General features: G+C 68.4%; 25 protein-coding genes. 11 read left to right on the top strand and 14 right to left on the bottom strand.

Annotation, left to right across the window (positions count from 1 at the left end):
* Nucleotides 1-25: 25 nt before the first annotated feature.
* Both ACY466_RS09730 and ACY466_RS09725 read right to left on the bottom strand, forming a co-directional pair.
* Complete coding sequence (locus ACY466_RS09730; RefSeq protein WP_463251984.1) at nt 26-1,489, bottom strand: nitrate/nitrite transporter; 1,464 nt, start codon at nt 1,487-1,489, stop codon at nt 26-28.
* A gap of 148 nt (nt 1,490-1,637) precedes the next feature.
* Nucleotides 1,638-2,894, bottom strand: coding sequence for an MFS transporter (locus tag ACY466_RS09725; RefSeq protein ID WP_463251983.1), 1,257 nt, complete (start codon nt 2,892-2,894; stop codon nt 1,638-1,640).
* 102 nt (nt 2,895-2,996) lie between these two features.
* On the opposite strand from ACY466_RS09725, the gene ACY466_RS09720 reads away from it, so the two are divergent.
* Nucleotides 2,997-3,653, top strand: a complete 657-nt coding sequence (locus ACY466_RS09720; RefSeq protein ID WP_463252206.1) for a FadR/GntR family transcriptional regulator — start codon at nt 2,997-2,999, stop codon at nt 3,651-3,653.
* 4 nt (nt 3,654-3,657) lie between these two features.
* Here the strand turns inward: ACY466_RS09720 and ACY466_RS09715 are convergent, their stop codons facing one another.
* The 3 genes from ACY466_RS09715 to ACY466_RS09705 all read right to left on the bottom strand — a co-directional run bounded on the left by ACY466_RS09715 (nt 3,658) and on the right by ACY466_RS09705 (nt 6,811).
* Nucleotides 3,658-4,512: a TIGR02569 family protein gene (locus ACY466_RS09715; RefSeq protein ID WP_463251982.1), complete on the bottom strand. Its 855-nt coding sequence runs from the start codon at nt 4,510-4,512 to the stop codon at nt 3,658-3,660.
* Between the two features lie 68 nt (nt 4,513-4,580).
* Entirely contained in the window at nt 4,581-5,795 is a 1,215-nt protein-coding gene (moeB, locus tag ACY466_RS09710) for a molybdopterin-synthase adenylyltransferase MoeB (protein ID WP_463251981.1), read from the bottom strand.
* Nucleotides 5,759-6,811, bottom strand: a complete 1,053-nt coding sequence (locus tag ACY466_RS09705; protein ID WP_463251980.1) for a DUF3152 domain-containing protein — start codon at nt 6,809-6,811, stop codon at nt 5,759-5,761. The genes moeB and ACY466_RS09705 overlap by 37 nt, the downstream gene beginning before the upstream one ends.
* 150 nt (nt 6,812-6,961) lie before the next feature.
* Between ACY466_RS09705 and ACY466_RS09700 the strand changes: the two genes are divergently transcribed.
* Nucleotides 6,962-7,612: a TetR/AcrR family transcriptional regulator gene (locus ACY466_RS09700; protein WP_463251979.1), complete on the top strand. Its 651-nt coding sequence runs from the start codon at nt 6,962-6,964 to the stop codon at nt 7,610-7,612.
* Between the two features lie 69 nt (nt 7,613-7,681).
* On the opposite strand, the gene ACY466_RS09695 is transcribed toward ACY466_RS09700, so the two are convergent.
* Together ACY466_RS09695 and ACY466_RS09690 are read right to left on the bottom strand one after the other, a co-directional pair.
* Nucleotides 7,682-7,915, bottom strand: a complete 234-nt coding sequence (locus ACY466_RS09695) for a DUF3107 domain-containing protein (RefSeq protein ID WP_463251978.1) — start codon at nt 7,913-7,915, stop codon at nt 7,682-7,684.
* A gap of 118 nt (nt 7,916-8,033) precedes the next feature.
* Entirely contained in the window at nt 8,034-8,708 is a 675-nt protein-coding gene (locus ACY466_RS09690) for a ferritin-like fold-containing protein (protein ID WP_463251977.1), read from the bottom strand.
* Nucleotides 8,709-9,104: 396 nt separating this feature from the next.
* Here ACY466_RS09690 and ACY466_RS09685 point away from each other — a divergent pair, with 396 nt between their 5' ends.
* On the top strand, nt 9,105-10,823 hold the full coding sequence (locus tag ACY466_RS09685; protein WP_463251976.1) for a DEAD/DEAH box helicase: 1,719 nt from the start codon (nt 9,105-9,107) through the stop codon (nt 10,821-10,823).
* 11 nt (nt 10,824-10,834) lie between these two features.
* Nucleotides 10,835-12,058, top strand: a complete 1,224-nt coding sequence (locus tag ACY466_RS09680; RefSeq protein WP_463251975.1) for an Rv3212 family protein — start codon at nt 10,835-10,837, stop codon at nt 12,056-12,058.
* A 14-nt stretch (nt 12,059-12,072) separates the two neighbouring features.
* Here ACY466_RS09680 and ACY466_RS09675 read toward each other — a convergent pair whose 3' ends face one another.
* On the bottom strand, nt 12,073-12,867 hold the full coding sequence (locus ACY466_RS09675) for a ParA family protein (protein ID WP_463251974.1): 795 nt from the start codon (nt 12,865-12,867) through the stop codon (nt 12,073-12,075).
* Nucleotides 12,868-12,998: 131 nt separating this feature from the next.
* On the opposite strand from ACY466_RS09675, the gene ACY466_RS09670 reads away from it, so the two are divergent.
* A complete protein-coding gene (locus tag ACY466_RS09670; RefSeq protein WP_463251973.1) occupies nt 12,999-13,637 on the top strand; it encodes an acid phosphatase in 639 nt (212 codons plus the stop codon).
* Here ACY466_RS09670 and ACY466_RS09665 read toward each other — a convergent pair.
* Nucleotides 13,634-14,089 carry a hypothetical protein gene (locus ACY466_RS09665; RefSeq protein ID WP_463251972.1) on the bottom strand — a complete coding sequence of 152 codons (456 nt, stop codon included), beginning with the start codon at nt 14,087-14,089 and terminating at the stop codon, nt 13,634-13,636. The genes ACY466_RS09670 and ACY466_RS09665 overlap by 4 nt on opposite strands.
* Before the next feature lie 110 nt (nt 14,090-14,199).
* Here ACY466_RS09665 and ACY466_RS09660 point away from each other — a divergent pair, with 110 nt between their 5' ends.
* Together ACY466_RS09660 and ACY466_RS09655 are read left to right on the top strand one after the other, a co-directional pair.
* Nucleotides 14,200-15,165: a diacylglycerol/lipid kinase family protein gene (locus ACY466_RS09660; protein ID WP_463251971.1), complete on the top strand. Its 966-nt coding sequence runs from the start codon at nt 14,200-14,202 to the stop codon at nt 15,163-15,165.
* A 237-nt stretch (nt 15,166-15,402) separates the two neighbouring features.
* Nucleotides 15,403-15,657, top strand: coding sequence for a WhiB family transcriptional regulator (locus ACY466_RS09655; RefSeq protein ID WP_463251970.1), 255 nt, complete (start codon nt 15,403-15,405; stop codon nt 15,655-15,657).
* A 107-nt stretch (nt 15,658-15,764) separates the two neighbouring features.
* Here the strand turns inward: ACY466_RS09655 and ACY466_RS09650 are convergent, their stop codons facing one another.
* Complete coding sequence (locus ACY466_RS09650) at nt 15,765-17,252, bottom strand: sensor histidine kinase (RefSeq protein ID WP_463251969.1); 1,488 nt, start codon at nt 17,250-17,252, stop codon at nt 15,765-15,767.
* 25 nt (nt 17,253-17,277) lie between these two features.
* Nucleotides 17,278-17,493: a biotin/lipoyl-binding carrier protein gene (locus tag ACY466_RS09645; RefSeq protein WP_463251968.1), complete on the bottom strand. Its 216-nt coding sequence runs from the start codon at nt 17,491-17,493 to the stop codon at nt 17,278-17,280.
* A 138-nt stretch (nt 17,494-17,631) separates the two neighbouring features.
* Between ACY466_RS09645 and ACY466_RS09640 the strand changes: the two genes are divergently transcribed.
* The gene (locus ACY466_RS09640; RefSeq protein WP_369758845.1) at nt 17,632-17,706 is read left to right on the top strand and encodes a 50S ribosomal protein bL37; all 75 of its coding nucleotides are present in this window, start codon (nt 17,632-17,634) and stop codon (nt 17,704-17,706) included.
* Nucleotides 17,707-17,790: 84 nt separating this feature from the next.
* Here ACY466_RS09640 and rsrA read toward each other — a convergent pair whose 3' ends face one another.
* Nucleotides 17,791-18,069 carry a mycothiol system anti-sigma-R factor gene (gene rsrA, locus ACY466_RS09635; protein WP_463251967.1) on the bottom strand — a complete coding sequence of 93 codons (279 nt, stop codon included), beginning with the start codon at nt 18,067-18,069 and terminating at the stop codon, nt 17,791-17,793.
* On the bottom strand, nt 18,066-18,941 hold the full coding sequence (locus ACY466_RS09630) for a sigma-70 family RNA polymerase sigma factor (protein WP_463251966.1): 876 nt from the start codon (nt 18,939-18,941) through the stop codon (nt 18,066-18,068). The genes rsrA and ACY466_RS09630 overlap by 4 nt, the downstream gene beginning before the upstream one ends.
* Nucleotides 18,942-19,106: 165 nt before the next feature.
* Between ACY466_RS09630 and ACY466_RS09625 the strand changes: the two genes are divergently transcribed.
* The 3 genes from ACY466_RS09625 to rsgA are packed head-to-tail and all read left to right on the top strand — an operon-like array spanning nt 19,107 to nt 21,952.
* Nucleotides 19,107-19,598, top strand: coding sequence for an aminoacyl-tRNA deacylase (locus ACY466_RS09625; RefSeq protein WP_463251965.1), 492 nt, complete (start codon nt 19,107-19,109; stop codon nt 19,596-19,598).
* A gap of 51 nt (nt 19,599-19,649) precedes the next feature.
* Nucleotides 19,650-20,930, top strand: a complete 1,281-nt coding sequence (gene aroA / locus ACY466_RS09620) for a 3-phosphoshikimate 1-carboxyvinyltransferase (RefSeq protein ID WP_463251964.1) — start codon at nt 19,650-19,652, stop codon at nt 20,928-20,930.
* A complete protein-coding gene (gene rsgA, locus ACY466_RS09615) occupies nt 20,927-21,952 on the top strand; it encodes a ribosome small subunit-dependent GTPase A (RefSeq protein ID WP_463252205.1) in 1,026 nt (341 codons plus the stop codon). The genes aroA and rsgA overlap by 4 nt, the downstream gene beginning before the upstream one ends.
* Before the next feature lie 65 nt (nt 21,953-22,017).
* On the opposite strand, the gene ACY466_RS09610 is transcribed toward rsgA, so the two are convergent.
* On the bottom strand, nt 22,018-23,268 hold the full coding sequence (locus ACY466_RS09610; RefSeq protein WP_463251963.1) for a fatty acid desaturase family protein: 1,251 nt from the start codon (nt 23,266-23,268) through the stop codon (nt 22,018-22,020).
* Nucleotides 23,269-23,330: the final 62 nt, after the last annotated feature.

Below are 23,330 nucleotides of genomic sequence, written 5' to 3'. Positions count from 1 at the left end.
GACCCGGGAGCGGACGCGGCGAGAGTCATCCGGTGGTCACGATCTGCTGCTCTCGCGGCGCCGCCGTCGTGGCGGTCGTCCGAAGATAGACCGCCCACGTGACGATCGCGCAGACCACGTAGAACCCGAGGAAGACCCAGAAGGCCATCGTGGCGGACTTGGCCTCACCGGAGTACGACGCCCGCAGCACCAGGTTGATGCCCACTCCGCCCAGGGCACCGATGGCACCGGCGATACCGATCAGCGCACCCGACATGCGTCGGGACCAGGCGCCCTGCTCTTCTGTCGACATCCCCACCAGGGCAACGGACTTCGCCGCGAAGATCGCCGGGATCATCTTGTACACCGAACCGTTGCCGACGCCGGAGAGCAGGAACAGCAGGATGAAGCCGACCACGTACAGCGTCATGATCGTCCCGGTCGCCGCACCGGCGGTCGAGTCGTCCCACGCCGACGCGGACACCAGGATGCCGGTGGAGAAGATCATGGCCACGAACACGTAGAGCGTGATGCGCCCACCGCCGATGCGGTCGGCCAGCTTCCCGCCGAACGGGCGAGAGATCGAGCCGAGCAGTGGACCGATGAAGGCGATCTGCGCGGCCTGCAGCGAGGCCTCGGCCTGCTGCGCTGGGGTGGCCGGCGCCCCGTCGGTCAGGCCGGCGAGGAAATTGATCTGCAGGATCTGCCCGAAGGCGAAGCTGAACCCGATGAAGGATCCGAACGTACCGATGTAGAGAAACGCGATCCACCAGGAGTCCGTGAAGCGCAGGACGTCGATCATCGACCGCGAATTGGTCTTTTGATTGTCGAGATTGTCCATGAAGAGAGCGGCGCCGACCGCGGCGATCGCGATGAACACGAGGTAGATCGCGCACACGATCTCGGGAGCGGTGTTGCCGACGGTGGCGATCACCAGCAGGCCGATCAGCTGGATGACCGGAACACCGATGTTGCCGCCACCGGCGTTGAGACCGAGTGCCCAGCCCTTCTCCCGCTGCGGGTAGAAGGCGTTGATGTTGGTCATCGACGACGCGAAGTTTCCGCCGCCGAGGCCCGCGAACGCCGCCACGATCAGGAAGGTCGTGTACGAGGCCGGGTTCATCATGAAGTACAGGGTCAGCACGGTGGGGATCAGCAGCACGAGCGCACTGAAGATCGTCCAGTTGCGACCACCGAACTTGGCCGTGGCGAACGTGTACGGGATACGCAGGATTGCGCCGACCAGTGTCGGAACGGCGACGAGGAAGAACTTGCCCGCGGGATCGATGCCGTACTGCGCCATCGGCATGAACAGCACCATGACCGACCAGATCGACCAGATCGAGAAGCCCACGTGTTCGGCGACGACCGACCAGACGAGATTGCGTCGGGCGATGTCCTTACCGCCCGCCTCCCAGGCCTCGACGTCCTCGGCGTCCCACTCGGCGATGTGGTGTCTGCGAGCCACCGGGGGCGTGGCCCCGGTGTCGGTGTCCGACGAACGCGTCACGTGCGGCCTCCTGTTTCGATGGAAGCCTCAAGATAGGAAAGCCATGTTGCCGCGGCGCTGCCCGCGATTGCCTGGACGTGAACTTGACCTCACGGAGGTTCGCGAGAGCCGGTGAGGGCGGCCGAGGTCGATGCCGCCCCGGTGGCGGTCAGAGGTCTTCGTAGATCTGGGGACGACACGCCGACCGCGCGGCCCAGAGCAGAACCGCGACGCCGACGAGAAGGAACCCGAACGACCACGTCCATCCGTCCGTGCTCTCGTGCAGAACGCCGAACAACAGGGGTCCGGCGCACGCCACCGTGTAGCCGACGCCCTGGGTGAATCCGGACAGCGACGACGATCCCGCGGGCGTGCGGGTCCGAAGGTTGATCAAGGTCAGCGACAGCGGGAAGGTCAGCGGACCGATGCCCACCAGGATCACCCAGACGAACGTGGCGGTGGTGGGGAGCCACAACAGGCCTGCGAAACCGGCGAGGTAGGTCGCCGCGGCGAGCAGGACGAGCGGATAGGGGTCGGTCATCCGATTCGCCAGGGCCGGCGCGAGAAGCGCCGCGAACAGACCCATCGCGGCGAACACCGCCACCGCCGTTCCCGCGGTGGTCTCGTCGACACCCGACTCGACGAGCAGCGTCGGCAGCCACGTGAACAGGGAGTAGGTGATCATCGACGTCATTCCGAACATGAAGGCCATGCCCCATCCGAGCGACGTCCGCCAGACCGGAGGCAGGGTCGGGGCGCGGTCCGCCGTCGTCACCGTCTCGCCGATCGACGACGTATCGGCTTCGGAGGCCGTCGCCGACCGCGTCCGCCGCAGCAGCAGCACGGCCGACCACGGGCCGGCGGCCGCCACTGCCGCGATCGCCCAGAGACCGAGCGAGACCCGCCAGCCCGACGCGTCGGCCACGGGAACCGCGATGAGGGCGGGGACGATCGTGCCCAGCTGCAGCACGCAGATGTACAGCGTGCTCATCACCGCCAGGCGGTCCGAGAAGTACCGCTTGACCAGCGGAGGGATGACGACGTTACCGATTCCCATACCCGCGAGGGCCACGGCGGACAGACCGGCGAGGGAGACCACCTCGGGCGCGAGAGCGCGCGAGAGAACACCCACCGCGGTGAGAACCGCCGCGAGCAGCGCGGTCCGTTCGAGGCCCCATCGCGTCGCGATCCACGGCGTCAGAACGCCGAACAGCGCGAACATCGCCGTCGGCAGCATGCCCAGTACCCCGATGGCTGCGGTCCCGAACCCCAGGTCGTCCCCGACCCGCGGAAACAGCGGCGTCACCGAGGTCACGGCCGCTCGCAGTGTGAATGCCGACAGCACGAGCGCGGTGAAGACCAGCAATCGGCCCCGCAGAAGAGGCAGGGGGCGTCGTGACGCTGCGGGAGCGGTGGTGCCGGTCATGGCCGAATCATAGGATGATCGGATCATATGTGCCAAAGGCCGCTACCATGACGAGCGATCGGCTCGCACTCGGCGGGACCGACCGGAGCGGGAGGGTACGTGGTGCAGCAGGTTCGTCGGCAATCGCTGATCACCCAGGTCACCGAGTCGATCCGCGCCGAGATCGAAGCCGGGACCTGGCCCATCGGCTCGCGAATCCCGACCGAACCGGAATTGACCGCCCTCACGGGCGCCGGCCGCAACACCGTCCGCGAGGCGGTGCAGGCGCTGGTCCACACCGGGCTGCTCGAGCGCCGCCAGGGGTCCGGCACCTACGTCGTCGCGACGTCCGATCACCGCGCCGCGCTGGGTGACTACTTCGCCGCCGCACAGGAGCGCGAAGTGACCGAGTTGCGGCGCGCACTGGACGTTCCGGCCGCGGCGCTCGCCGCCGAGCGGCGCGACGATTCCGACGTCGACGCCCTGCTGGACACGTTGGCACAGCGTCGTGCCGCCTGGGACACCGACCGCGCGCGAGCCCTGCGGCTGGATGTCGCCCTGCATCGCGCCATCGTCGTCGCCGCACACAACACGGTCTACCTCGAGGTGTACGACTCGTTGCTCCCCCGCATCGAAGCGACGATCGCGCACCACGTGGCCGACACGGGTCGGGCACTGCACGACGAGCACGCCGCGTTGGTGAGGGCCGTCGTCGCCGGCGACGTACCCGCCGCCACCGACGCGGCTCGACGGTTCTTCGTCGAACTCGAGACGGCCTGACGACTCAGAGGATCAGACGGATCAGATCCGCGGTGCGGGCCAGGCCGGGAAAGGCGTCGCCCGTGGACCGTGGGTGCAGGGCGTGCACCGCCAGCCTGAAGATGACCGCCCGCAACAACATCTGCGGCCACTCCGGCATGTCGTTCCATCGACCGATCAGTCCGTCGTCCGCGCCGCCCCAGGACAGTGCGTCGACCACCACCACGGCAGCGGCCCACGACGCCGGTCGCCAGTACGGGGTGATGTCGGTGATCCCGGGCGCATCGACCCCCTCGAACAGCACGGTGCCGAAGAGGTCGCCGTGCACCAGCTGGTCCGGCAGCTCGACGGGGAGGCGCAGACTCGCGAGCTGACCGATCAATTCGACGCTGCGCAGACCGTCCGTCGAGGTGGGCTCGATGGCTCCACCGGCGCGGGCCGAGCGGAAGGGCACCGTCTCCCAGGCCGCCCGATCGGCCGCCACGAACACGTCGGCCTCCGTCCACGGCGCCACCGGCTGCTGCGAGAGGAACCGGGGGCGCTCGAGCTGAGACGTCGCGACGTGCAGACGTGTTGCGAGAGACACCACTTCGTCGTGCCGGGGCTCGGGGACGCCCGCGATGAAAGTGTCGGCCCGCCATCCGGATACCACGTATCTACCGTCCGTCGATCGCACGGGCCGCGCCAGTCGAACACCCTCCACCGCGAGGGTCTCGCGCACCTTCGCCGACCAGGCGCCGCGGGCGTGATCGGCCACCGGCGACAGCACGACGTCACCGCACCGCCATCCGCCGTCCCAGTCGGCGCCCAGCGCCACCGGGACCACCTCACGCAACCCGAAGGTCCCGATGACGTGCTGTGGGGGTTCCGCCGAAGTCATGCCCACAACGCTACAACCGTTGCGGACCGCGACCGGGGACGTGACCCCCTTCGCGGCGCGGGAAGCCGTCAGTAGGTCGGAAGGGTCGGATCGACGGTCTCGGACCACTCCTCGAGCCCGCCGCGCAGATGCCGGACATCGGTGAAGCCGACGCCCCGCAAGATGTGCAGGGCCTCCGCGGACCGCACCCCGGTCTTGCAGTAGAGCACCACCGGACGCGAGCGCGGGACGGCCGCGAACGCCGCCCCGGAACGGAAGTCGTCCATCGGCACCAGGGTCGCGCCGTCGAGGTGAGCGATGTCCCACTCGACCGGTTCGCGCACGTCGATCAGAACCGGCGATTCGTCCGACGCCAGACGATCCCGGAGCTCGACGGCACCGATCTCGTCGGCCGGCGCGGATTCCGGTACGGCCTCGACGCCGCAGAACGCGTCGTAGTCGGCCTCGACCTCGTGCACCGGCACCCGCGCCGGATCGCGGCGCAACCGGACCGTCCGGAACGTCATGGACCGTGCGTCGTAGACCAGCAGCCGTCCCAGCAGGGTCTCCCCCATGCCGGTGATCAATTTGACCGCTTCCGTCGCCATGACGGAGCCCACGACGCCGCAGAGCACTCCGAGGACTCCCGCCTCGGCGCACGACGGCACGGTCCCCGCGGGTGGCGGATCCGGGTAGAGATCGCGGTAGTCGACGCCCAGTCCGTGCGGGGCCGCGTCCCAGAACACCGACACCTGACCGTCGAATCGGTAGATCGAACCCCACACGTACGGGACCCCGGCCACCGCGGCGGCGTCGTTCACGAGATAGCGGGTGGCGAAGTTGTCGGTGCCGTCCACCACGAGGTCGTACTGCCGGAAGATGTTGACCGCGTTCCGCGGCGCGAGGTGCACCTCGTGCAGCCGGACCTCCACGCCGGAGTCGATGGACCGAATCTTCTCGCGCGCGCTGACGGCCTTCGGACGCCCGATGTCGGCTTCGCCGTGAATGATCTGCCGTTGCAGGTTGGACCGATCGACCTCGTCGAACTCCACGATGCCGAGGGTGCCGACGCCGGCGGAGGCGAGGTAGAGGAGCACCGGCGAACCCAGGCCGCCCGCGCCGACCACCAGCACCCGCGCGTTGCGGAGGCGGCGCTGACCGTCGACGCCGATGTCCGGCAGGAGCAGGTGACGGCTGTAGCGCGCCACCTCCTCACGGTCGAGCGGCGGACCCGGCTCGACGAGCGGCCCCGGTCCGGTCGGCTCGTTCACGTCCGCGGGTAGGGCCACGGATTGAATCGGCACACCTTGCCGTCCATGGGGACCACGCCCTCCGGGTCGAGCGTCGCGATGTCGTCGTTCCCCGTGCCGAAGGTCTGCTGCATCATGATCGGAGCGAGTCCACCGTCCGTCTCGCATGGCTGATGGGCCTGGTAGCCGATGGCGTGGCCCACCTCGTGATTGATCAGGTACTGCCGGTAGGACCCGATGTCACCCTGGAACGAGACCGCGCCACGAACCCATCGCGGCTCGTTCAACACGACTCGGCCGATGCCCGGGTTGTAGCAGGACACCTCGAGTTCGATGCTGTAACCGCACGCGTCGCGAATCGACAGCTGGGATGTGAGCGACACTCGGAAGTCCGGCTCGCCCGCGTCGATGCGTCGGAAAGCGAAACGCTCGTCGTTGGTCCAGCTCTTGGGGTTCGCGAGCGTTTCGTCCACGAGTCGACCGAAGGACTCGTCACCGCCGAACCCGGTGGTGTCGACGCCGTCCTCGATCTCCACCGTGTAGGAGAACACACGTTCGGTCCCCAGGCCCACCTGCTCGCCGGCACCGGGGACGATGCGCCAGGTCCCCGCACCCTCCACCGCGAAGGGGCCGCCGTCGGGCAACGTGCCCGACGAGATCGTCTCCGCGAAGTTGCCGTCCGCGCGAGGCGGAATTCCGATGACGCCGGTCTCGTCCGTGGTGTTGCTCAACGCTCCGAACCCCGGTGCGGTCTCGTCCGGGGCGGGCGTGCTCGACGACCGCACCGCGTCGACGACGACGAGAATGGTCACGATCACCAGGATCGGAATGGCGTAGGCCCGCCATCCGTACGTGGCGGTGAACTTGCCCAACCGCGATTGTTTCCGGACCCGACGCTCCGGCCGCGCCGCCCGAACCCGCGACGGATCGACGGCGGTGGGATCCCACTGAGCCCGTAGAGGCTGATGGGATCGACGGATCCGCTCGTCGCCGCCCGGCGCCCCGCGGCCCGGAGAAGACGCCCGACCGGCAGGTGCGTTCTCACGCTGCGGTTGCCATCGGTCGGTCACGTCAACCAGGTTCTCACACGCGTCTCGGGCGTCGGACCGGCGCGCCGGGGTATCGTCGTCCGAATCTGCACGAAGTTATAGCCGCTTCCGTCGGGGTGAGCGATCCTCACTGCCCGACGCGTGCGCGGCAGACAAGGAACCGAAGTCCACATGACAGACGTCGCCGACCGAAGCAACCCCGTGGGCAACGGAGGTGGCGGTCGCCGCAACGCGCGCCTTCCGCGGGACGCGCGGCGAGCCCAGTTGCTCACCGCCGCCAGCGAGATCTTCGTCGCCCGGGGCTACCACGCCGCCGGGATGGACGAGATCGCCGAATGCGCCGGTGTCAGCAAACCTGTTCTCTACCAGCACTTTCCAGGGAAGCTCGACCTCTACGTCGCCGTGTTGCAGAACTACGTCGACACCCTCATCGCCGGCGTTCGCCAGGCGCTGCGCTCCACCACGGACAACCGTCTGCGCGTCCGCGCCGCGGTCTTCGCGTTCTACGACTTCGTCGACACCGACACCCAGGGCTTCCGACTGGTCTTCGAGTCGGACCTGATGGGCGATCCGCAGGTTCAACGACGCGTCGACCAGGCGACCGAGGCGTGCGTCGACGCCGTCTTCGATCTGGTCAGCCACGATTCCGGCCTGGACCCGCACCGAGCCCGAATCCTGGCCGTCGGCCTCGTCGGAGCGAGCCAGTTCACCGCGCGGTACTGGCTCGAGGCGGACCGCCCGATCACCAAGGAGGAAGCCGTCGACACGACGGTGACACTGGCCTGGGGCGGCCTCTCCCACGTTCCCCTGCAGGCCGGCTGACGCTGCGCACGAAGCACGAGAGCCCCGCACCGAGATCGGTGCGGGGCTCTGCTGCCGTGACGGCCGGCGTCAGACGGCGGTTCGGGATCCGAATCCGACGCGTCGACTGTCCGACGGGCCGATCTCGACGTACGCCAACTTCGCGCCGGGGACGAGGTACTTGCGTCCCTTCTCGTCGACCAGGCTGAGCACACCTTCTCCGCCGAAGGCGGCGGTGACCAGCGCCTCCACCTCGTCGGGCGTCTGGACACTGTTCACGACCAGCTCCCGAGGGCTTTCTGCGATACCGATCTTGACCTCCACGGCCGACCTCCGAAACGTCGATGCTCGAGCGAACTACTGTCCGGTCCAGGCTAGTGCAGCCGCCGCGGGGTTCGGGGTCGCGGCGCACACGCCCTCAGCGAACACGACGCCGGACACGTCAGACGAGACCGAGCACCGCCATGCGCTCGGAATGCCGTACCTGCATGCGGTCGAACAGTGCGACGATCCCGTTGAAGTTGCCCGATGCCGTCATCACCAACTCGGTCAGTTCCTCGCGCTGCGCGAGGACGAACTGGGCCTGGGTGATGGCCTCCCCCAGCAACCGGCGACCCCAGAGCATCAACCGGTCCTTGTCCGACGGGCTCGCCTCGACCCGGGTCACGACCTCGCTGACCACGAACTCCGAATGGCCGGTCTCCGCGAGCACGTCGCGCACCGTCGCCGCGACGTCGTCCGGAAGACTGTGCGCGATCTCGCGGTAGAAGTCCGCGGCCAAACCGTCTCCGACATACGTCTTGACCAGCACCTCCATCCACGTCGAGGGCGCCGTGGACGCGTGGTACGCGTCGAGGGGTGCCGCGAACGGCTCGGTCACCGACAGGAGCTCGTGACCACGCCGTTCGAGGGCCGCCTGCAGAACCTCGAAGTGGTTCATCTCGGCGGCGGCCATGCTCGCGAGGTGGATCCGCCCGCGCAGGGTCGGTGCCATGCGCGCGTCCTCCACCAGCCGGTAGAAGGCCGAGATCTCGCCGTACGCGAGGACACCCAGGAGCGAGTCGATTCCCGGGTGGTCGGCGGGGACGATCGAGGTCTCGGACTCCGTGGCGGCCATGGCAGCAGACCTTACCGCCGCGGGGCCGTTCCGGGCGGAGACGACCGCGTCCGGCCGGGTCCTTCGCACGCCATCGCCGCCGGAGCAGGTAGAATTCTGTCCGAGCGATCCTCCGGAGCCGTTTTCCGATTCGGCACCGACCGTCGACGCGCCTCCACACGAGCCGTCACGGATCGCTCACCGACATTGTGCGCGCACCTGATTCGTGCTCGACCGCCGTTCAAGTCGGACATGTCCGCCCGTCGTCCGCACCAGCGGTCGCAGGTGCTCGAGAACGTGCGAGGCCTTGCGATCCGGTGGACACGCTCGCGGGATCGGTCCGGCTGCGATGACGGCCCGACGACGGATCGAGGGCATCGATTCGGGCCGCCACTCGGCCCTGGCCCTCACTCGTGCGTGCAGAACACGAGAGAGGCCGAACCCCTGAGCGAGACAACCGTCGACCACGAGACCGATCCCGTGGTGGAGAACACCGTGTCCGCGGTCATCGACACCACGCACGTCCCCCCCACCTTCGCCGAGCTCGGAGTGCACCCGGAGATCGTCCGCGGGCTCACCGACATCGGCATCGAGCGCACCTTCGCGATCCAGGAGCTGACCCTGCCCCTGGCCATGGCGGGCGACGACCTCATCGGTCAGGCCCGCACCGGCATGGGCAAGACCTTCGGCTTCGGAGTTCCCCTTCTGCACCGCCTGGCCACCGGTCCTGCCGGCGGATCCGGGACCAGCGTCCTCGACGGCACGCCGCGTGCTCTGGTGATCGTCCCGACGCGCGAGCTCTGCGTCCAGGTCACCAAGGACCTCGAGACCGCTGCGCGCCACCTCCGGTCCACCAACGGCAAGGTCGGCGTCATGTCGATCTACGGCGGTCGTCCGTACGAGGCGCAGATCGAGCAGCTGCGGTCCGGTGTCGACGTCGTCGTCGGTACCCCGGGACGCCTCCTCGACCTCGCCAAGCAGGGCCACCTGGTCCTGGGCAAGGTCGGCGTCCTGGTCCTCGACGAGGCCGACGAGATGCTCGACCTCGGGTTTCTGCCGGACATCGAACGCCTCATGGGCATGGTGCCGGAGAAGCGCCAGACGATGCTGTTCTCGGCCACCATGCCGGGACCCATCATCACGCTCGCGCGCACCTTCCTCACCCAGCCGACGCACATCCGGGCCGAGGAGGCGGAGTCCTCCGCGGTGCACGAGCGCACCGCCCAGCACGTGTTCCGTGCCCACGCACTGGACAAGGCCGAAATGGTCGCCCGCGTCCTGCAGGCGAACGGCCGCGGGGCCACCATGATCTTCACGCGAACCAAACGCACCGCGCAGAAGGTGGCCGACGACCTCGGCGAGCGCGGATTCGCAGTGGGCAGTGTCCACGGCGACCTCGGGCAGGTCGCGCGTGAGAAGTCCCTCAAGTCGTTCCGCGACGGCAAGATCGACGTGCTGGTGGCCACCGACGTCGCCGCGCGCGGCATCGACATCGACGACGTCACCCACGTCATCAACTATCAGTGCCCCGAGGACGAGAAGACGTACGTCCACCGCATCGGCCGCACCGGCCGCGCAGGACGCACCGGCATCGCCGTGACGCTCGTGGACTGGGACGACATCCCCCGCTGGCAGCTGATCGACAAGGCGCTGGTCCTGGGCATCCCGGACCCGGTGGAGACCTACTCGAGCTCGCCGCATCTCTTCGCCGAACTCGACATCCCCGAAGGCGTGACCGGCAGCATCGCCAAGCCCGGTCGCGGCTCCGGCGACTCCCGCACCGAGAAACCCCGCACCGAGAAGCCCCGCACCGAGAAGTCCCGGTCTGCCGGTGCCACCACGGCCACGCAGGATCCCGCGGCGGGGACGGGAGCCGGTGAGTCCGCCTCGACCGCACCCCGGCGCAGTCGCTCCCGCCGACGCACGCGTGCCGGCGACAGCGGTGACACCACGTCGGATCGGCGCGCCGCGTCGCCCGACACCGGTCCCGCGGTAGCCGCCGAGTCGGGCGACGACTCCACCGACCGTCCCCGGAGACGCCGTCGCCGTCGGACCGCATCCGGACGTTCCGGCGAGCCGAACGCCACGGGAGACACTCGCGCGGCGTCGGATTCGTCGACCTCGAGCACCGACTGACTTCTCGGTAGGTGATCGCTCCCGAACGGCGTACGCGCGCCGACCTGATCGTCGCGGCGACCATCGTCCTCGTCCTGATGGTCGCCGCGTCGGTGATCTGGCTCCGCAGCGACGCGCGGGGCACCACGTCCGTCACCGCGGACACACCGCTCGCGCTGCCCGCGTCGGCGTTGTCCGTCCCGGAATCGCTGACCGAACGGTGGCGCGCGCCGGATCCCGCGCTCGGTCCCGTGACCGCCGTCGGCGGCGCGATCGTCGTCGGCGGCGAGAACTCCGTTCGCGGGCTGAACCCGGTCGACGGCGTCGAGGCGTGGTCCTACGTCCGGGATCGCCCGCTCTGCGCCATGGTGGGGGCCTGGGACGCGGCCGTGGCCGCGTTCTCCGATCCTCGTGGTTGCGGTCAGGTCACCGAACTCGACGGGTCCACGGGTGAACGGCGAGACCAGCGCACCAACGACGCCGATCCGTCGGTGACGCTCACGTTCGACGGGACCTACGTGACCCAGGCCGGGCCCACTCGGCTCGAGGTGTGGAGGTCCGACCTCGTGCGCACCATCGAGTACGGGCGCGTCGCCGCTCCGGTCAGCTCCGGTGATCAACCGCGCTCCGGATGCACGTTGCTGTCCACCGGGTCGAGCAGCGCGCGTCTGGCGGTGCTCGAACAGTGTCCGGACGAGGACGGGCCGCGGCTCACCGCCCAGAACCCGGTACCCGAGGACAACACCGAGCCCGAGATCAACGGCTCCACCGTTCTCACCGACGTGCCCGTCGGGGGCGGCGGTGCGCGCGTCCTCGCGGTGGTGGGAGACCGCATCGGGCTGTACCTACCGCCATCGGGTACCAATCCGGCTCGGGTCGCCGTCTTCGACGGATCGTCCGAGTTCGCGTCCGCGCAGGCCCTGGACGAGCCGGCGGCGCCGACGGCGGGACCGGCGGACGTCACCCGCACCGGAACGGTGCTGTCCTGGTGGACCGGCGGCTCGACGATCGGTTTCACCCAGATCGACCTGGCGCAACGCTGGGTCCTGCCGGACACCCTGGGGCCCGGCGCCGTCATGGCGGGCCAACTGCTGGTACCGATCTCGGACGGTCTCGCCGTGGTCGACATCGGGAACGGAGTGGTCACCCGGACCATCGCCGTCGATCGCGGCGGCTACGACGGTCCGGTCACCCTCGCGGTGCTCGGAACCGGCGTCGTGGAGAAGCGCGGCGACGAGGTCGTGTCCCTGCAGTAGCCGGGGCCGTCCCGTCAGTCCTCGGCGACGTACGTCCGTAGCTCGGCCCCGTCGAACCAGTGCGCCGCCAGGTTGTCGGCGAGATCGCGATAGGCCTGCGCACCCTTGTTCTTGCGCCCGGCGATGACCGACGTCCCCGACGCCGACGCCTCGGCGAATCGCACGGTCCGCGGAATCGGCGGTGCGATCACCGGAATGTCGTATCGGCCGGAGACGTCGGCCAGCACGTCGCGACTGTGGGTGGTCCGCGAGTCGTAGAGCGTGGGGAGCGCACCGAGCAACGTCAGCGTCGGATTGGTGATCTGCTGGATCTCGCTCACCGTGCGCAGCAGCTGCCCCACACCGCGGTGCGCCAACGTCTCGCACTGCAGCGGGACCAACACCGAATCGGCAGCGGTCAGACCGTTGAGCGTCAACACCCCGAGGGACGGCGGGCAATCGACGACGATCACGTCGAAGTCGTCCGCCACGGTGGCCAGAGCGCGCTTGAGCGTGTACTCGCGGCCGGGCCGCATCAGCAGCATCGCCTCGGCACCCGCCAGGTCGATCGTCGCGGGCAGCAAGGCCGCGCCTTCCGCCGTCTCGAGAATCGCCTCGCTCGCCGGTACCCCCGCGGTGAGCACCTCGTGAACCGAGGTGGTCAACTTGTCCGGGTTGTGCCCCAACGAGAACGTCAGGCTGCCCTGCGGGTCGAGATCGACGACCAGCACCCGCTTCTGCAGGGCCACCAATGCCGCACCGAGAGACGCCACGGTGGTGGTCTTGGCGACGCCACCCTTCTGATTCGCCACTGCGAGGATCGTCGTCACCCGCTGATCTTGACACTCGGTGCCGCACGGTGTCGCGGTTCGGGGTCCCCGCGGCGTGGCGAACGCCTCGTCGTGCGGCGAGGCGCAGGCCGTTCCCTCGCCCCCGTGGATGCTTTGGAACAATTCACGTCATGTCCACCCCCTCGCACCGTGTCCGCCGACTCGTCCTGCTCCGTCACGGCGAAACCGAGTGGGCGGCAGCGGGTAAGCACACCGGATCGACCGACGTTCCCCTCACTCCGCACGGCGAGCAGCAGGCCGTACGCGCCGGTCGACTCCTCGCCGAACTCGATCTGCAGAGTCCGCTGGTGATCTCCAGCCCGCGCGAACGGGCCACGCGCACCGCCGAACTCGCCGGGCTGGCGATCGACCGGACGTGGGACGCGACGAGCGAATGGGATTACGGCACGTACGAGGGCCTCACGACCCCGGAGATCCGAGAGACCGCCCCGCACTGGACGGTGTGGACGCATCCGTGTCCCGGCGGAGAGAGCATGGAGGCCGTCACCACACGGGCCGACCTCGTGTTATCCGTCGTGGAACCGGCGCTCGTGGAGCGAGACGTGATTCTCGTCGGCCACGGACACTTCTCCCGCGCCGTCGTGGCCCGCTGGGTGCATTTTCCCACGATCGAGGGTCGCCGCTTCGCTCTCGGTCCGGCGGCGCACTCCGTCCTCGGGTACGAGCACGGCTTTCGGCAGATACTCGCGCACAACGTCGACTCGCGCACGCCCCGGTCCGGCCGGGAACGAACGCGTCCGGAGAACTAGGGCGTGCGGCCGGATCCGTCCGGTCGACGCTCGTTCGGTCCGGGTTCGTCGATGTACTCGTCGAGCATCCACCGCGACGCCGGCCCACAGAACAGACACACGAGCACGGTCACGACGGTCACGCCGAGGACGGTTCCGTAGAGCGGCTGCTGCGAATCGGTCAACAGAGACCAGACGACGGGCAGCAGCAACAGCTGAGCCACGATGGCGATCGCTCGCCCCCACCGATTCCCGAGCACCAGGGCGACACCGCCGGTGCCGATCGCTCCACCGAGAACCAGGAACCAGATGGCCGTGCCGAATCCGTTGGCCACCGTTTCGTCGGCGCCGGCGAATCCGCGCACCACCAGGACCACGGCGGCGACGAGCGCGACCGCACCCTCGCCGGCCACGAGAACACCGGCCAACCGGATCGGGGCCGGGGCATCGGCACCGGACTTCGAAGAAGGCACCCAGCCACCCTAGAGCAACCGAGGAGGCCCGCGCCCGACGCGGCGGCCGGGGTCGGGACGGCCCGAGGTCGTGACCGGAGCGGGACCGCGCGCGTCTAGGCTGGTCGCTCGTGCGAGCCATTCTCATCGTCAATCCGAATGCCACGTCGACCACCGCGGCGGGACGCGACCTGGTTGCTCACGCGTTGGCCAGTCGGGTCTCGTTGTCGGTGATTCACACCACGCACCGCGACCACGCCAGCGAGATCGCCGTGGAGGCACGACGAGCCGGAATCGGTCTGGTGATCGTCCACGGCGGGGACGGCACCGTCAACGAGGTGGTCAACGGCCTGCTGGGCACGCCGGCTCCGACGTCGATGCAATCGGTGACCGTCGGCCCGGTCCCCGTGCTCGCCGTCGTTCCCGGCGGGTCGGCCAACGTGTTCGCCCGGTCGCTGGGCATCGAGCGCGACCCCGTCGAGGCCACGAACCAGCTGATCGATCTCATCGACGCGGGAAGTGTGCGTCGAATCGGTCTGGGACACTGCGACAAACGGTGGTTCACGTTCAACGCCGGGATGGGATGGGACGCGGACGTCTGCCTGGCCATCGACGACGGGCGGAAGAGCGGCGAACCCGTCTCACCGCTGCGATACGTCCGTGTCGCCGTGTCCACCTTCTTCCGCCGCAAGCGGCGCGACCCGCTCCTGACCGTCACGGTGGACGGCTCCGAGCCCGTCGACGGGGTTCACTATGCCTTCGTGTCGAACTCCGATCCGTGGACGTACTTCGACGATCGTGAGGTGCACACGAATCCGGGCACTCGTTTCGACAGTGGACTCGGCATCTTCGCGATGCGGTCCACGGCGGCATTCCGGTCGCTGCGAGTCGTCGCGCAAATGCTTTCTGCGAAGTCGGATCCACGCTCGTCGGCATTGCTGAGAATGGACGACGTTCCGCGGATCGTGGTGCGGTCCGACGAGCCCGTGGGCCTGCAACTGGACGGCGATTTCATGGGCGAGCGAACCGAGGTGGAGTTCGCGTCCGCGCCCGACGCCCTCGCGGTCGTCGCACCCCTACCTGCTCGAACGTCCTGAAGCCAAGCAAATGTGTTTCACATCTCGGAATCCGGGTACCAGACCACAGCGTCCGGTTGCAAATTCATCCGAGTGAGCTTGCCCACGCAGCGGCGTGAATCTATTGACATCCCCACTGTTCGTGAAAGCATTCATGAGTAACAGCGCGGAAACATTTCATGCTGCGCACTTGAACTGCATCGAAACAGACCGACACCGATCGACAGCGCACCATGGCGCTCAGTAAGGAGTACGAGAATGGATTGGCGCCACCAGGCAATCTGTCGCGACGAGGACCCGGAACTGTTCTTCCCGGTGGGAAACAGCGGACCGGCTCTCGCGCAGATCGCCGATGCCAAGGTTGTCTGCAACCGTTGCCCCGTCACCGCCGACTGCCTCTCCTGGGCCCTCGAGTCGGGCCAGGACGCGGGCGTGTGGGGCGGGATGAGCGAAGACGAGCGTCGCGCGCTCAAGCGTCGAAACGCACGCACCCGCGCCCGCTCCGCGGTCTGACCCGGACGTAGATCGTCCCGAGCAACCGTTCGACCTCGACGCGGTTCCACGAAGCCCGGCACCGACAGGTGCCGGGCTTTTTCGTGCGCCGGCCCGGTCGCGGGGCGTCATCGGCGCTCTCGTCGACCGAGCGGAATGGTCAGAACGGCGTCCGTTCCGCCGTCCGGCCCCGGGCGGACGACGAAGTTCCCGTCGAGCTCGACCGACACGAGGGTACGCACGATCTGCAGTCCCAGCCGGTCCGAGGCCGTCGCGTCCACGCCGTCCGGCACACCGCGGCCGTCGTCTCGTACGGTGACGTCGAGGGTGCGGGCCGAGCGCGTCGCGAGAACGACGACCCGACCGGCGGACCCCGGATCGAATCCGTGTTCCATCGCGTTCTGGACCAGCTCGGTGAGCACCATGATCAGTGGGGTGGCTCGCTCCGCGGGAAACGATCCGAGACTGCCCCAACGCGTCACCGCCATCTGCGACGACAGCGATCCGATGTCGACCATCACCGGTATCAGGCGATCGACCACCACGTCGAGGTCGACGACCTCGTCCACCGACGACGACAACACGTCGTGCACCAGGGCGATTGACGTCACCCGCCGAACCGATTCCGTCAACGCCACTTTCGCCTCGTCGTTCTCGGTGCGTCGGGCCTGCATCCGCAACAGTGCAGCCACCGTCTGCAGGTTGTTCTTGACGCGATGATGGATCTCGCGAATCGTGGCGTCCTTGCTGAGCAGAGCCCGGTCGCGCCGGGTCACCTCGGTGACGTCGCGAACCAGCACCACCGCGCCCACGGACCGACCCGACGGTCGCAGCGGAACCGTCCGCAACAGAACCGTGGCCCCGCGCGCCTCGACCTCCATGCGGCGTCCCCGCAGCGAGCGCACCGACTCGCCGATGTGGGCGGCGATCTCGTCCGCGTCGAACGGATCGGTGACCAGCGATCGCGTGGATTCCGCGAGGTCGTGACCGGGTAGATCGGCCGTCAGGCCCATCCGGTGGTACGCGGAGACCGCGTTGGGGCTGGCGTAGGACACCACGCCGAGGGTGTCGAGGCGAACGAAACCGTCGCCGACGCGCGGACTCGAGTTCACGTCGGTCTTCTCCGTCGGAGCGGGAAAAGACCCCTCGGCGATCATGTCGCACAGGTGGTGCGCGCAGTCGCGGTACGCCGATTCGAGCAGACTGGGCGGTCGGCCGGACACCGGAGCCGAATCCCTGGTCAGCACGGCCACGATGCGCCCGTCGACACGGACGGGCACGGCGTCGTCGGGCGGTCCGGCGTCCGAGGCGAACTCTCCCCTCGGGCGGACGATGGCCGTCGCGCGGAGACAGTCGAGAACCTGGGGATGCTCCGCGGGCGAGACGACTGCGCCCACCTTGTCGACCGGAAGGACCGTCGGCGCGGTGGTAGGTCGGCACTGCGCCACGCACACCAGCCGACCCGGGTCCGGCGATTCTTCTCTCACCCACAACAGAACGTCGGCGAACGACATGTCGGCGAGCAGTTGCCACTCGGCGACGACGCGCTGCAGATGATCGACGGCGCTGCCCGGCAGGTCGGTGTGCTCGGCCAGAAGATCGGACAGGGTGGACACGGCGCAGTGGCTCCGTCGGACCGAGTCAGCCGATCACGGCGATCAGGTCACCCTGCTGGATGACGTCGCCCACCCGCACGCCGACCGAGGTGACGGTGCCGGAACTCTCGGCCAGAACCGGGATCTCCATCTTCATCGACTCCAGGATCACCACCGTGTCGCCGTCTCGCACCCGATCGCCTTCGGCGACCATGATCTGAAACACCGTCGACACCATCTCGGCGCGGACATCCTCGGCCATGACGAATCCCTTCTTGCCGCAGGCGGACTCACCGCGCCGAGCCGACGCACGGAGTCCGGTCGGTCTCGCTGAGCCGACCACTCGTGGTACAGCCAACCACACGTGGAAGAATGCCTGTGAAACGGAAGGAGATCCACCATGGGCAAGCGAGGACGCAAGAAGCGCGCGCGCAAGAAGAACGCCGCCAATCACGGTAAGCGGCCCAACGCCTGATCGGGCACACACACGAACGAGGGGCCGAGACGCACTGCGTCTCGGCCCCTCGTCGTTTCGGGTCTCGTCGTCTGCGGTGATCCGTCAGACCGTTCGGTCCTCCGACGTGATCGTCACGGACTTGCGGATCTCCAGGGTCAGGCGTTCCCGCAGCCCCTCGGGCGCCCGCTCTCCCCCGCACTTACGGCCGATCAGGGATTTGATCTTCTCCTCGATGCCGTACTGCGCCAAGCACGATCCGCAGCTGTCCAGATGCAGTTGCACACGGCGCCGACTGCCTTCGTCGCACTCGTTGTCGAGCAGCGTCCAGACGTCGGCGATGACCGCGGAGCAGTCCAGATCCTCGAATTGGTTCTCGCTCATCGAACGACCTCCTCGGAGTCGGCTGCGGCGGTGTTCGACGGTTCCGAGCGGGTGAACCCGCGATCGCGGGCCACTTCGGCGAGTTCCCCGCGCAACTGCTTGCGGCCGCGGTGGAGCCGGGACATCACGGTGCCGATGGGGGTGCCCATGATCTCGGCGATCTCCTTGTACGGAAATCCCTCGACGTCCGCGTAGTACACCGCCATGCGGAAATCTTCCGGTAGCGCCTGGAGCGCCGCCTTGATGTCGTCGTCGGGCAGCGCGTCGAGCGCCTCGACCTCGGCCGATCGGAGCCCGGTCGACGTGTGCTCCGCGGTCGCCGCGAGCTGCCAGTCCGTGATCTCGTCGGTGGGATACTGCGCGGGTTGGCGCTGCTTCTTCCGATACGAGTTGATGTAGGTGTTGGTGAGGATGCGGTACAGCCAGGCCTTGAGGTTGGTGCCCTCACGGAAGCTCTTGAAGGCGGTGTACGCCTTCACGTACGTCTCCTGCACCAGATCCTCGGCGTCGGAGGGATTGCGGGTCATGCGCAACGCGGCGCCGTAGAGCTGGTCGAGCAGCGGAAGCGCGTCGCGTTCGAACCGCGCGGTGAGATCCTCTGCGCTCTCGGTCGAGCGGATTCCGTCCTCGGTTTCGAGCAGGGCGGGATCCACGGTACCGGTGGTGTGACCGTCGGGCGTACCCGCGGTTCCCGGATCGGCGCTCCTGCCGGCATGTGCTGTCGATTCGTCCGTCACGCTGATCCCTTCGGTCGCCTCGAGCGCGGGCAGACCGGCGGCATCTGCGCCACCGGTGCTCACCGGCGACTTTACCGGTGCGAGCACCACCACATTCGTCAGCGTACGGCGGGGTGACACGGTCGCGACACTCATCCGCACCTCCTTCACATCGTGAGGACCGGCGCCGATCCGGAAGCATCCGGCCGAACGACAGTCCGTTCTCCTCGGTGCAACAGCCCCGTCTCCGGTCCTGTTCCCGGTCGGATCCGTCCGGAGCGCTAGGGTCGATCCGACGTCGTCGACCGCTCGGAGGTGCTCGTGTCCGCATCGGCCACGCCCGCGACCACCCTGCTGATCCGCCGCGGGATCGACTTCACGACTCACACGTACGAACACGACGCCCGCGCCGGCTCGTTCGGCGACGAGGCCGTGGCCGCCCTGTCGACCGACCTCGACATCGACCACCGCCAGGTGTTCAAGACCCTGGTGTTGCGAACCAAGGTCCGCTCTCTGGTGGTCGCCGTACTCCCCGTTCCCGAGTCGCTGTCGCTCAAAGCGGCGGCCTCGGCACTCGGTGTCGGCAAGGTGGCCATGGCAGAGCGTGCCCCCGCCGAGCGCTCCACCGGCTACGTGTTCGGCGGCATCTCGCCGGTGGGGCAGCGCACGCCGCTTCCCACGGTGGTCGATGCGACTGCCCTGCACTGGGATCGCGTGTTGTGCAGCGGCGGCCGCCGCGGTCTCGAGATCGCACTCGACCCTCGCGACCTGGTCGCGATCACCGGTGCCGTCGTGGCGGACGTTCTCGCGTGATCCGGACGGTCGCTGCCGCTCGGTGTCCGCTGCGGTGAGAGAATCGTCGTCGTGACGCCCTGGACTGCCCCCCTCGCCCCCGGACCCGTTCGTGCGACGGTCGCGCTTCCCGGATCGAAATCCATGACCAATCGTGCGCTGGTGCTGGCGGCGCTGGCCGACGGTCCGTCCACCGTGACGGGCACGCTTCGCAGCCGGGACACCGACCTCATGATCGACGCACTTCGCACCCTGGGCGCCACGATCGACATCGACGCGGACGACCCCACCTCGGTGCGGGTCGTCCCCGGCCCCCTGCGCGGCGGGCACGTGGACTGTGGTCTGGCCGGAACGGTGATGAGATTCGTACCGCCCGTCGCGGCGCTGGCAACCGGCGATTCGACCTTCGACGGCGACGAGCACGCGCGCACGCGACCCCAGCGGACCATTCTCGATGCTCTGCGCGGCCTGGGAGTGCGCGTGGACGGCGACCGGCTCCCGTTCGTCGTCGGCGGCGCGAACGGAGTTCGAGGTTCGGTCGTGCGCCTCGACGCGTCCGGGTCCTCCCAGTTCGTATCGGGTCTGCTGCTCTCGGCGGCCCGGTTCGTCGACGGGCTGACCGTCGAGCACGTCGGACCACCGGTGCCGTCCATGCCCCACATCGAGATGACGGTGGCGATGCTGCGCGAGAACGGCGTGGTCGTCGACACCGCCGCGGAGACCGGCGTCGCCGACACCTGGACGGTGCGGCCGGGTCCCATTCGCGCCGTCGACCGCGTCATCGAACCCGACCTCTCCAACGCGACACCGTTCCTCGCGGCCGCCGCCGTCACGGCGGGTGAGGTGACCGTTCCCCTGTGGCCCGCCTCGACGACACAGCCGGGCGACGCCTTTCGTCGGATCCTCGCCGACATGGGTGCGTCGGCCACCCGGACGGCACACGGTCTCACCGTTCGCGGACCGGCCGCGTTGACGGGCCTCGACGTCGACCTGCACGACGTCGGCGAGCTGACCCCGACGGTCGCCGCCATGGCCGCGCTCGCGACGTCCCCGTCCCGCCTGCGGGGCATCGCGCACCTCCGGGGACACGAGACCGATCGTCTCGCCGCGCTCGCGGCCGAGCTCGGTTCGCTCGGGTGCCGGGTCGAGGAGACCGAGGACGGCCTGGTGATCACCCCGGCTCCGATGACCGGCGGCCCCTGGCGCGCGTACGCCGACCACCGGATGGCCACAGCGGGCGCCGTGGTCGGTCTACGAGTCGGCGGAATCGACGTCGACGACATCGACTCGACGGCGAAGACGCTGCCCGATTTCGCCCGGTTGTGGAACGCCATGCTGGGCGGCGCGTCCTGACTCGGCAGACCGGCGCGGGCCGCCTGCCGCACTACGACGAGTCCGATGTACGCATTCGGCCGGGCAAGGGCACGCGCCCCCGGACCAAGACTCGTCCGACACACGCCGACGCGGAGCGCGCGATGGTGGTGACCGTCGACCGCGGACGGTGGGGTGTGGTTCTCGACGGTGACCCCGATCGTTTCGTCGTTGCCATGCGTGCACGCGAACTCGGGCGCGTACCCATCGTGGTGGGCGACGAGGTGGGGGTGGTCGGAGACGTCTCGGGGCGTGTCGACGCGCTCGCACGCATCGTCCGGGTCGAGGATCGCCGCACCGTGTTGCGACGCACGGCCGACGACACGGACCCGTACGAACGCGTGGTGGTGGGCAACGCGGACCGGCTGCTGATCGTGGTCGCACTCGCCGATCCGCCTCCCCGGTCCGGATTCGTGGAGCGGGCGATGGTGGCCGCGTACGTGGGCGGGCTGCAACCGGTATTGGTGCTGACCAAAGACGATCTGGCCGATGCCGGTGATTTCGCCGCAGTGTTCGCCGGTCTCGACGTGCCCGTGGTGATGGCGGGCAGAGATCGACCGCTCGACGATCTGCATCGGCTGATCGACGGTGGCTTGTCCGCTCTCATCGGCCATTCCGGGGTGGGGAAATCCACGTTGGTCAACCGACTCGTCCCCGAGGCGCACCGCGCGGTGGGTGTGGTGTCCGGCGTGGGCAAGGGTCGCCACACGTCCACCCAGTCGGTGGCGCTGCATCTACCGGAGGGCGGCTGGGTGATCGACACGCCCGGAATCCGATCGTTCGGACTCGCCCACATCTCGCCGGGTGACGTGGTGTCCGCGTTCTCGGATCTCGCTGTCACTGTTCAGGATTGCCCGCGCGGATGCACCCATCTCGGACCACCGGCCGATCCGGAGTGCGCGTTGGACACGTTGACCGACCAAGCGGCGCACCGCGTTTCCGCGGTGCGCCTGCTGCTGAAGGCCGTCATGAGCAACGACGCCTGGGTACGCGACCCGAGCTGAGCTCGGGTCGCGTCGGTGTTCTGGCGGGAGATGTCCTGGCGGGAGATGTCCTGGCGGGAGATGTCCTAGCGGGAGATCAACTTCCGGAGTCCCCGCCGCTTCTTCGACGTCAGGTTCGCGGTACGCAGTCCGACGCGACGACCGGTCTCGGGATCGACGATCGGGGCGACCGCCCCACCGAACTTGCGCTCGGACGCAGTCTCCGGTGCGTCGTCCGCCGTCGCCGTGAGGTACTTGTCCGGCAACGAGAGCTTGGCGATGGTCCGCCACGACTTCGCGTACTGCAGCGGGAACGAGCCCGTGGTGTACGGAAGATCGTACTTCTCGCACAGCCCGCGAATCCGAACGCTGATGTCCGCCAACCGATTACTCGGAAGGTCGGGGAACACGTGATGCTCGATCTGGTAGCAGAGGTTGCCACTCATGAACGCGAGAACCGGTCCGGCGTTGAAGTTGGCACTGCCCAGCATCTGGCGCAGGTACCACTGGCCCTGCGACTCGCCATCGAGGTCCTTGCGCGTGAACTTCTCGGCACCGTCGGGGAAGTGGCCGCAGAAGATCACCGCGTTGGTCCAGATGTTGCGGATGACGTTGGCGGTGATGTTCGCGGTCAGCGACGAGCGGAACGAGGCCGCCGGTGACACGGACGTCGCGGCCGGCGTGATGACGTAGTCCTTGAGCATCTGGCGGCCGACCTTGTCTCCGACTTCCTTCAGCTTGCGCCGCGTCTCCTCCTTGGGAACCCGGCCCTTCACGGCCTTGCCGAGTTCCAGATGCTGAACGGCCACACCGTATTCGAAGAGCAGCATGAGCAACGTGTTGTAGACGAGGTTGCCGGCGTTGAACGGAACCCACTTGCGGTCGCGGGTCACCCGGATGAGGCCGTAGCCCACGTCGTCGTCCATGCCCAGCACGTTGGTGTACTTGTGGTGGATGTAGTTGTGGGTCTGCTTCCAGTGCGCGGACGGCCCCGTGTTGTCCCATTCCCAGGACGTCGAATGGATCTCCGGGTCGTTCATCCAGTCCCACTGGCCGTGCATCACGTTGTGCCCGAGCTCCATGTTCTCGATGATCTTCGAGACTCCCAGAACGGCACTTCCGGCCCACCAGGCCACCCGCTTGTCGCTGGCGAGCAGGGTCGTACGGCCGATGGCCTCGAGTCCTCGCTGCAAGCGGATCGTGTTGCGGATGTACTTGGCATCCTTCTCACCGCGGGATTCCTCGATCTCGCGCCGCAGGGCGTCGAGTTCGTGTCCGAGAGCCTCGACATCGGATTCGGTGAGGTGCGCGTACTCCTTGACATCGGAGATGGCCATGTTCAGCTCCTCGAGTAGTGTCGACGCCCTCGCTCGAGGGCCGTTCGCACTACCGTACCGGA

The sequence above is a fragment of the Rhodococcus sp. K11/5 genome, assembly GCF_055193735.1.
This window is presented reverse-complemented; position numbering and strand designations above follow the sequence as displayed.

What these genes read in the sequence shown, in the direction of transcription:
- ACY466_RS09725 (WP_463251983.1), bottom strand. Translation starts at nt 2,894, where the DNA reads ATGACCGGCACCACCGCTCCCGCAGCGTCACGACGCCCCCTGCCTCTT.
- ACY466_RS09715 (WP_463251982.1), bottom strand. Translation starts at nt 4,512, where the DNA reads ATGACTTCGGCGGAACCCCCACAGCACGTCATCGGGACCTTCGGGTTG.
- ACY466_RS09700 (WP_463251979.1), top strand. Translation starts at nt 6,962, where the DNA reads ATGACAGACGTCGCCGACCGAAGCAACCCCGTGGGCAACGGAGGTGGC.
- ACY466_RS09690 (WP_463251977.1), bottom strand. Translation starts at nt 8,708, where the DNA reads ATGGCCGCCACGGAGTCCGAGACCTCGATCGTCCCCGCCGACCACCCG.
- ACY466_RS09670 (WP_463251973.1), top strand. Translation starts at nt 12,999, where the DNA reads ATGTCCACCCCCTCGCACCGTGTCCGCCGACTCGTCCTGCTCCGTCAC.
- ACY466_RS09655 (WP_463251970.1), top strand. Translation starts at nt 15,403, where the DNA reads ATGGATTGGCGCCACCAGGCAATCTGTCGCGACGAGGACCCGGAACTG.
- ACY466_RS09645 (WP_463251968.1), bottom strand. Translation starts at nt 17,493, where the DNA reads ATGGCCGAGGATGTCCGCGCCGAGATGGTGTCGACGGTGTTTCAGATC.
- rsrA (WP_463251967.1), bottom strand. Translation starts at nt 18,069, where the DNA reads ATGAGCGAGAACCAATTCGAGGATCTGGACTGCTCCGCGGTCATCGCC.
- ACY466_RS09630 (WP_463251966.1), bottom strand. Translation starts at nt 18,941, where the DNA reads ATGAGTGTCGCGACCGTGTCACCCCGCCGTACGCTGACGAATGTGGTG.
- ACY466_RS09610 (WP_463251963.1), bottom strand. Translation starts at nt 23,268, where the DNA reads ATGGCCATCTCCGATGTCAAGGAGTACGCGCACCTCACCGAATCCGAT.